Raw genomic sequence first — 8,337 nt, 5'->3', positions numbered from 1 at the left:
TGGGAAGTGGCAGAGGCAAATAGTTCCGGCGCGTCAGGCGCTGCGATATCGGAAGTCTCCGCGCCAGACGCGCCTCACGTCGTTACAACAACATCTGGTGCGCCCCTGAACAGGCCAGTGCGCCTTAACCCACACAAATCGCGAAGGGACCCCCCAGCGTCCAGAGCAGCCCTCAACTCGGCAATGGCCTGCTGGCGTTCAATCTGACCGTCAACGATGCGTTCGTTCATTATGTCAAGGGGCTCCTTAGAATTCGGGCGGCTTTAGCTCGGTTTTTCACATTGACTTGCCTTTAGTTGTTCCATCCCGGATAATCATATTTCGGCGCTTGGCCCTGTTCATGGCTAGATCGACCCCGCCGATGGTAACTTCAAACTCAGCTGCTCTACCTTCACTGGCTGTTCGCAGTGACTTGCTTGAGTTATAGCTTCTGAGTAACCGAATAGCCGGAAATCTGTTTGGTAGATCTCTCGCACGAGTTCAATTTCCTTTGGGCCGTAATACTGAAAAATCTTCTCGTGCGCATTCGAAGCGTGATGTCTTCCGAAGACTTCGTAACTCTCTGTAGGATGGTCAATTCCATAAAAGGTTGCCTGAAGTCTTAGGAAATCTTCTTTGAATCCTTCGAAGCGTCCGATGTAATCATATTCGACCGCATCGACCATCAACAGCGATGATTGTGTGGCGAAATGAATGTCACGCTCGGCATCGGATTTTTTGACGAGGCGTTCAAGAAACTCGACGAGCGTCGGTTTTGAATCCGGTGCAAAACCCATCATCGGCAAATGGCGCTGACGCTCAAATTCGTTCGTCACCAATTTATCGAGATATCCCGACAGAAGCCGCGCGAACGGATTGCGCACAAAAGAAAAGCGCCGGTATTCTTTACTCCAAATCGCTTTAGCTTCTTCCGGTGAAAGCGTAGTGAGTTGCTTTAAAGGCGAAATCTCACGTCGATGAACGTCATTTACGTTTGGTAGGTCAAATACCCCACCAACATATTGGTCCATCATGAATTTCTTGATTGATGTGCAAGCAACCTTCGGTGTTTCGACATAGACCAACCTCCGGTTGTTATCTATATGGGTCAAATAGTTTACCCTTGGAAACTTGGCTGAAAGAAGACCCTCGATGATATTGGGATCAATTTTGGGTCCTGCGCTCGATTTTGTCATAGGTCCTGCGCCCGATTTGGTCATAGTTGTTATCTTGCAGATTGGCAGCTTCTATAGTCAGGTAAAAGCCTTGTTTTTCTGTCAACCATTTCGTGGGCGGCCTTCATTTTTACCAAATTTAATGTAGTGGTCAAACCCGCTTTTGACCTGGCCATGTGAAGCTGCTGCGGCGACATCGCTGTTGCGCTTCATATAGTTGTCATCGTTGAAGTCTGGTGGTGGATTGAGTGGTGTTGAATTAATGTACTCGTCTAAATGTTCTGAAAACTGGGAGAAGAGTTCTGGCGCCTTCACATCGAGTTTCTTTGCCTTGGTAATTACTGATGCTGCCATGTGCAGCATGATCCAGCGGCGATCGAGCTCCTCTTGCAGTTGTGCGGCCGCATTTTTAGCCTCAGCGATTTCCCTTCGTAAGGCTTCGATATCAGTAATCTTTGTTGGCGCGGGTTGACCGTTTGTCGCGATAACCTGATCCTTTACATTATTCAGCCTATGCCGAGTGTCTTCGTGACTATAGGCTGTGCCCATCAGCACGGCGAGAGCCGCGTATTCACTTTCGGTGCCAGCTAAGCGGATGTATTTGTTGCGGACGATGGCGTTATAGGCTGCGTGCCTGCTCAGCCCGCCAATCACAGAGTTCGAGTAATTTCCGCCGCCGTTGCCGCGATCTCGGTGGTGATAGTAGGCTAGCGCTTTCGGCAGAACGCCGATGTTGGCTTTCGTCAGGAAGCGAAGGTTGAAGTCCCAATCGCCCAGCACCGGCAAATTCTCGTCAAAGCCTTTGAGTTGCTCCCAAACGTCGCGGCGGAACACGAAAGCGATCGGCGGAAAAAAATTGCCGATGACCATCTCGGAAATCTGGACGTTCTGAACCCAGTCCATGTATGGTCTTCGCCCATGCTCGATTACGGAATGGCCAAGTATTTCCTCGGACACATGCAGGGTCTTCGTGATCACGCCGCTGTACACCTTGCGGTTCTGGCGGAGAAACGTGACCGTTTCCTTCAGGAAGTCTGGGTGCCAGCTGTCGTCGTCGTCGTGGATTACAACGTACTCGGACTCGCAAGCCCTGATGCCGACGTTAGAGGCCGCTTCCATACCGAGGCTCTTGGAGTTCGAGCAAATGGTTATCTTAGTTGGGTCTACCGCAGCATCATCGAGAACCTGTTGAACGTCCTCAAGGCTTCCGCCGTCGTTGACGATGACCCAGGAATAGTTGTCGTAAGTCTGGCACGCGACACTTTCAGCAGCGCGACGCAGAAGCAGCGGACGATCCTTGGTCCGCGTAATGATCGCGATCCGCCCAGCCGCTGCTTCTGCCGCAGTGTCGTCCGTAGGGGCTGTAAAATACTGTTCAGCCGTGCTTCCCATCAAGCTGGACACAATCTTTTTCTGGGCGGCTCCAGCCCTTTCTGCAGAGTATTCAAGCGCCGCTTGCCCCGTCTTCCAGATAGCCTGTTCAATACGAAGTTCGGAGCTGTCGCCAACGAAGCGATCCCTTGCAGGCATCACTGATGAAGTTGCGCCATACCGACCGAGGTCGTGCGAGCGCATCTTCCCACATGCATTTTGGATGTCGTTTTTAGTGGGATAGCAGAGAAGTTCTGCTAGGCGCTCCATTGCCACTTGGTAGTCGCTCGTTGCCTTAGACAACGGATCGCTGGCATGGGTGTTCAAGTAGGCACGGACGCCATCGTAGGCGTCGTCCCAGTTTTCCCGAAGTTCGTTCTTGACCAAATCGGCGGTCCCAAGCTTGCGCTCGGTGTCTCCCGGCTCGATGTGCTCAATAGACGCGATGCCCGGCTCGAAGAGGCTCTCTATTAGGTGTCGGTGGATAACAAAGGCTGTCTCAGGCTTGTCTGGCTGATAGATGTCGCTGTCGAACATGAGGCCGTGCTTCGGCCCAGTGCCACGGCCGAGGATTTCAATCCCACCAATGCAGCCGAAGTATAAGCCCTCCCATTCGTAGTTGGGGAAGGCTTGCTCCAAAAGAAATTGAGTAGTGCCGCGCCAGCCAGAATCGACCAAGATGAGGCGCTCTGCATTGTCTGCCAGGCGATTGAGGTAGCTGGCGTAGAGGTCCGACTGCCGGCTCAAGTAGCGTCGAACAAGTTTTGCTGCTTGGTCTTCGCTTTTTATGAAGTCGTGCAACGGCATCTGCTGCACCTTCGGCGGCTCGGGGCATCGACCAGAGATCACATCCTGGTGCAGAAGGCAGCTTATGATGTCGTTTAAGGACGCTCCCTGAAGCTCACGGCCGAGGGCTGTGACTGCAAGGGTCGGCGCTGCATGGTATGCGGCTTTAATGGCCATCATGCGCGACGCTCGGAGCAGGAATAGGTTTGTCGGCTGGTATGCATTGCGGGCGCTCAACCAAGTCTCGTAAAGGTCTTTGATGCGCACTCCGGCCCGTAGGGCGAAAAGCACCTTATGATCTGCATCGTCGCACTGGCGTAGATACGCGTGTAGCCTTGCCATGAAGATGTTGATCACTGGGCCGAGCATATCGTGCCCAAATTGGCGGGTTGAGGTCGGCTTCATGGGGACTAGGCTCACAGGTTAAAATGCAGGTATTTTTCTAGGGTGACGCCAGTCTGCGCAAAGCGATCTTTCACGGCGTCATAACAATCCCGACGCCGCTTCTTTTCACTGTCTGGCAGGGGCAAGTAAAAAGAGTTCCACCCACTGGCCTTCGGCATCTTGTAGTCCGAATGGAGGCTGTCGCCAATGTGAAGAATTTTGTCACCCGAGACCCGCAGCGTTTCCTCCAGGTAGCTGAAGATGCCACCGGTTCGTTTGCTCCCAATGCCGTCTGCAGAGGAGTAAACTCGCCCGACCACCTTGGGCCCAAACTTTTCCATCAGCAGGTGCGTGATCTTCGCACTCTCCAAGTACATGTCGGACACGAAGATCAGACGCGTCCGCGGAAGGGCGTCCGCCACCATACCAAGCAGCGGGTTGGTTACGAGAGCAGTCAACTCATACGCCAATTCGTTAGCGACGTAGGCATCGGTGAGTTCAGGGTGGCCGAGTAGATCGCAGGTCGTTCGTGCGATGTCGTCGAACCTGCCCTCTCTGTTGCCGGCAATGCTGCGCGAGATAGAGTAGGCTGCTCTGGCCGCCGTTGCGCGCGCCAGGACAGCGTCCTCGGCCTCGAAAGAGACCAAGTTTCCTTCTTCGCGACACTGGGTGATGAAGCGCTCAGATATGTCCCAAAACCGCTGCGCCTCAGACTTGCACTCCCGAAGAAGCGCCGTGTCAAAAACGTCGTACGAGATCACCTGGACCTTCTTCTTGATTGCCGCATCGCAGATCGCTTCAACGATCGCCTCGCAGCGTTGCCGCTCAGTGTAGAAGGCCCGCACGTCATCAGTCTTCTGAAGATCTTCATAGTGATGGTCGATCCTCAGGACCTGGGTCATCTCTTGTTTCCTTCTCTGCAGTGCTACTGCAACCTTAACCAACCAGTCCCATATCGACAACGACTTATTCTGTTTTTACAAGCCTGTTGGGGTCCTGAGCGCCGTCAGCAGGGGCACTCTCGCCTCAAATTGGGCGGTTGGTAGTGAATCTACAGCATTTTAGCCTGGTGGCCCCATCGTTCACCGCAATAGACAAGCTTGTCTTGCCATGTTCGTGCGCTGTGAGTGTAGATAGCTGGTATGCGCGCAATTTGAGCACCGGCGATTGGCAAATGTCGGCGAGTATGGCACGTGGGATCGAGCAGTCGGCTGCGAAATGCCATTTTAGCTATGTATATCAATCAATTATGTGGAGCCGCGCATGAACAGTACGGACTGTGACGCTTTTGTGAAGAATGCGCTGTTTTCGCACGCACAGCGCCAACCCGGGTGCGCGGGCACACTGACCCATCCCACAGAGAACCTGACTGCTGTAGAGCCCGCTCAGCGTGCGTGAGGCGCCATCAACTCAACTCATCCGGTTTTGGCGTATTGAACGGTTGTGGCTTTGGCTTGGGCTTGCGGCGCTGCTTGGCGTCGGGGTGCTCCTGCGGTGCGTTGTTGGACCGTGGCGGTGCTTGACGTTTTGGCTCTGCCTTGCCGGTGATCTGTCGCCATTTCATGCCCACACCCGCAGAAGATGGGGTGATGCAAAATCACCAGGCTGATTTGATAAGTACTTCCCAGCCAAAAACTGCGCGACCAAATTTTTGGGCCACAGGACCCATTTCGAGCAGGCGATCATGCCGACATCCTGTCTGGCGCGCGCCATACCGCCTCCGCGTGGCGGGCAATGGCTGTGTCACACAACAGTTTGAGCCTATCAAGCCGCTCAACCCATGCGCGATGATCTGCTCTCTCACTCCCGCGAAGTCGATCTGCATAGTAGCCCAGTTTGTGCGCACAGATCGCAAGCGTTTCCACACTTGGCCCTGTGCCGTGATTGCGCAATGTTCGGATATACCCCTCACTGCGTCCCAGCCAGGCACGACAAAACTCTGGGGTGTTGGCCGCCGCTCCTGAACTGATCAGTTCATCTCTAATATGTTCAAGCAGTTTTATACTCATGACACCTCCAAATTATCTCATGTTCACAGATATTTATCTAAATCCAGTTGTTCTTGAAGCGGGTCTGGCCATAGCGTGACTTCAAAGGAGTTTTGCGATGCCAAACTATTCCCCGAGTATGCGCCCCGAGTATGCGCCCATGTGCTGCCCATGAGCGATGGGCAGGGCTACGTTGCAGAAACAGCACCTAAAGTGCAGTGACCACTACTTCGACAGCAGTCAAAGGCGAATGCTTGGGCAGCGGGCACATTCTTGCGCAAACATCGTCCTCGGCCAAATGTTCGAAGTGCGCCAGGTGGCTCGTGTTGTGGTCAGCAAGTTCAGGAGAGGATGCACGCTCACAACAAGCAAGCAAAAGTACTGTCAAAATTTCAGGCATTCTAGCCCTGCGCTGCGTTCTCCCAAGCAAAACACCTAAAGAATCTTCGGCTTTTGGGGCAGTTTGCTGAGAGAACACAGTAAACTCGTTTACAGGTTTAACACAGTAAACTTTTTTGGGGGTTGGTCGAAGAAGCCTTCGCAACCCTATGATATCAAACAGGAATCCGCCAAATTTAGCCTGTCAGGTTAATCTGTTTTGAGTTGTTTATTGCCTTGATTTATTCGCCTAAAGGTCGATCAACCTAACACAAAGACTACCCGTTGGTGCGCACCGGGAACTCACCTCTGCCAACACCCTCGATGAGCAAGCGTGCGCAGCGCAAATCATGCTGCACGGCTTTGCGTTTGGCGCGCCTCAGCTCGATGTCGATATCACGTGTGGAATGTCCCAGCCGCTGCAGATAACTGCGTGATATGCCATTGGCTTGCTCAGCGGCGTTGAGCCCCATGCGATCTGCGATGTTTTCATCCGGGACATCTGGAAAGCGCAAGCGGCATTTGTGGACGGCCAAGTGGCGATGCAGGTTCACCAAGACAGGGCGGCGCGCCACCGGATAAACCGCAGCGGAGCGGTGCAGGGCTCTGCGATCAGGGAACAGCAACTGTGTGTGCAACTCCTTAAGGCTGCGCTCTACAGCTTCGGGACCTAATGACACATCGATCTGCACGTCAACAATTTGAGCAGCATCACCGAAGCGGTGATTGTCGCGGGTGAAAGCCGCTGCAGGCTGCTCAGCAAAAAGGTAATGGTGCACGCCCCACCATTCCCGAAACGTTTGCCGGTAGATGTTGCCAAAGTCACGATAAAGCCTGGCACAAGGACCGACGCCGCCGTTTATGCAGGTGTCACGGTAATCTTGATTATGCCTCAGATACTGCCACCAGTAGTAAAAAACAGAGCATTTCCAAAGAGGTGCTCCGCGATATGGCGGGTTCGGTGCTTTGTTGACAATTGTATACTGATGAAACTGGGGCGGCGCGTGTTTGAAGGTCGGCGCAGGACGTGACCGGCTTCTGTGGGGCTGGCCACGTGACTCAACGAGTTCCAACACCTTCGTTAGGTAAGCCAACGGGGTTGGTTGTCCAGCACAGTGAAGGTGCGTTGTCGATTCGCGACAGCGTGAGGCCTTCCGTCCGAGGGCCTTTGGCTGCCTGACAGAAAGGACAACCTATGTCTGATACCAATTATAAAGTTCAACTCGAACGCACTCTTGACCAAATCTCAGTCGCCCGTGCTGCCTGGGAGGAAGGTACTCTCAAAGCCTCCAATGACGAACTCTACGCGATCCTTGAGCGTTGCTACGCCGTTTTTTCCGAAATGAAAGACGACACCGCCAAGCGTCGCGCTTTGAATGCGCTGCTCACGGACCGCAATATGAAGCCACGCACCAGTACCAGCCTTGGCCTCAAGGTGATCCGCTATGTGTTTGGCAAAGAGGGCAATAGGGAAATGGCCTATTCACGGCTTTTGACGATTGCACATGATCTCAAACCCGCAGAGCAAAGCCTAACCAGCTATATTCAAGAATGTGGGGGCGTCGAAGAAGTACGCCGCTTGCCGAAGATCAAAGACGGCAAGGCAATGACGTCGGATGACTACAAGCAGATCGCGGTGGCGGGTTTGAACATGGCCCGCATCCCGGTGGCGTCCTTTGACCTGCCAGAATTCATCCAGCCCAACAGCGAATATGACGAGGATTACGTAGTAGGGCTGATCCGCTGCAATCCCGATGGCACGGGCGATCTGCTGTTTGGCAACAATGAGGCCAAGGTGATCGACACGGTGCTGATCGCATCGGGCAAGTACCTCGATCAAAAAGCCCAGGATGATCAAAAAGGGTTGGAAGCGGCGGATGTGGCCAAGCGGCGGGCGGAGGATGTCAAAACCTTTGCACCCAAGCTGTTCGCGTCCATGTCTCCGAAACTGCGCCTCAACGGCGAAGCCATCCCTGCTGAGTGAAGCCCTTAAAACTGCGGGGCATGACCTGTCTCGCAGTTTTCTTTCCCACGCATCTTAAAAGGACATCCCATGACATTCGCAGAACGTCATAGACCAAGGTCTGTGCAAGACTTGGTATTTGCCGACTCTACGGTGGCAGCTGCCGCGCGACAAACAGGCTGAGAATCCAGCGTCAATCAGGATGAGAACGCGGGGGTGGGGTCTCGTAGGGTGCGCATTTCGCGGAAGTTGGGCAGTGATTTCGCGTGATCTCGGGCACGCGTTTCACGGCATCGCGGGCAGCCATTTCACG

General features: G+C 53.7%; 7 protein-coding genes. 1 reads left to right on the top strand and 6 read right to left on the bottom strand.

All coding sequences use genetic code 11. The annotated features are described in order from the left end of the window. Positions 1-344 precede the first annotated feature (344 nt). From ACFTOW_RS14265 to ACFTOW_RS14240, 6 genes are all read right to left on the bottom strand, one after another. Positions 345-1,199, bottom strand: a complete 855-nt coding sequence (locus ACFTOW_RS14265) for a sulfotransferase family protein (protein WP_379916837.1) — start codon at positions 1,197-1,199, stop codon at positions 345-347. A 57-nt stretch (positions 1,200-1,256) separates the two neighbouring features. After that, entirely contained in the window at positions 1,257-3,680 is a 2,424-nt protein-coding gene (locus tag ACFTOW_RS14260) for a glycosyltransferase family 2 protein (protein ID WP_379916835.1), read from the bottom strand. Positions 3,681-3,727: 47 nt separating this feature from the next. After that, positions 3,728-4,597: an HAD-IA family hydrolase gene (locus tag ACFTOW_RS14255; RefSeq protein ID WP_379916833.1), complete on the bottom strand. Its 870-nt coding sequence runs from the start codon at positions 4,595-4,597 to the stop codon at positions 3,728-3,730. A gap of 503 nt (positions 4,598-5,100) precedes the next feature. Continuing rightward, a complete protein-coding gene (locus ACFTOW_RS14250) occupies positions 5,101-5,259 on the bottom strand; it encodes a hypothetical protein (RefSeq protein ID WP_379916831.1) in 159 nt (52 codons plus the stop codon). A 118-nt stretch (positions 5,260-5,377) separates the two neighbouring features. Beyond that, positions 5,378-5,704, bottom strand: coding sequence for a DUF6626 family protein (locus tag ACFTOW_RS14245; RefSeq protein WP_379916829.1), 327 nt, complete (start codon positions 5,702-5,704; stop codon positions 5,378-5,380). A 635-nt stretch (positions 5,705-6,339) separates the two neighbouring features. Beyond that, entirely contained in the window at positions 6,340-7,134 is a 795-nt protein-coding gene (locus tag ACFTOW_RS14240; RefSeq protein ID WP_379916827.1) for a hypothetical protein, read from the bottom strand. A gap of 122 nt (positions 7,135-7,256) precedes the next feature. Here ACFTOW_RS14240 and ACFTOW_RS14235 point away from each other — a divergent pair, with 122 nt between their 5' ends. Further along, a complete protein-coding gene (locus ACFTOW_RS14235) occupies positions 7,257-8,045 on the top strand; it encodes a hypothetical protein (protein WP_379916825.1) in 789 nt (262 codons plus the stop codon). Positions 8,046-8,337 lie beyond the last annotated feature (292 nt).

It is taken from the genome of Lacimonas salitolerans (genome assembly GCF_042677865.1).
In the GTDB taxonomy this organism is placed as follows: Bacteria; Pseudomonadota; Alphaproteobacteria; order Rhodobacterales; family Rhodobacteraceae; genus Lutimaribacter; species Lutimaribacter salitolerans.
This window is presented reverse-complemented; position numbering and strand designations above follow the sequence as displayed.